Source organism: Micrococcus sp. GbtcB5, from assembly GCF_019091605.1.
In the GTDB taxonomy this organism is placed as follows: Bacteria; Actinomycetota; Actinomycetes; order Actinomycetales; family Micrococcaceae; genus Micrococcus; species Micrococcus luteus.
In genome coordinates this window covers 1-252 of the sequence record NZ_JAGXJK010000294.1, presented here as the reverse complement: position 1 = coordinate 252, position 252 = coordinate 1, and the positions used below count along the sequence as shown (strand labels likewise).

1 pseudogene is annotated in these 252 nt (G+C 80.6%); it reads left to right on the top strand.

What is annotated here, in order from left to right:
• Window positions 1-38 precede the first annotated feature (38 nt).
• Window positions 39-252, top strand: a pseudogene (locus KVS67_RS12425) (pantoate--beta-alanine ligase); the annotation flags it as partial.

Genomic DNA, 252 nt, shown 5'->3' with positions numbered 1-252 from the left:
GGAAGCCCCCCCCGAGGCCCCGTGCCTAGACTCGGAGGGTGACCCCCCTCGCCCGCGCCCCCGACCAGCGCCCCGTCCCCGCCGGCACCGGCCTGACCCCCGAGGACGCCCTCCCCGCTCCCGTGACGGCCGAGGCCGACGGCGTCTCCGCGCGCCCGCGTCTGGCCCGGACCGGCGCCGAGATGCGCTCCGCTCTCCGTGAGCTCGTCGCCCACGCCACGGACGACGGCGGCGCCGAGCCCGTCACCGTCG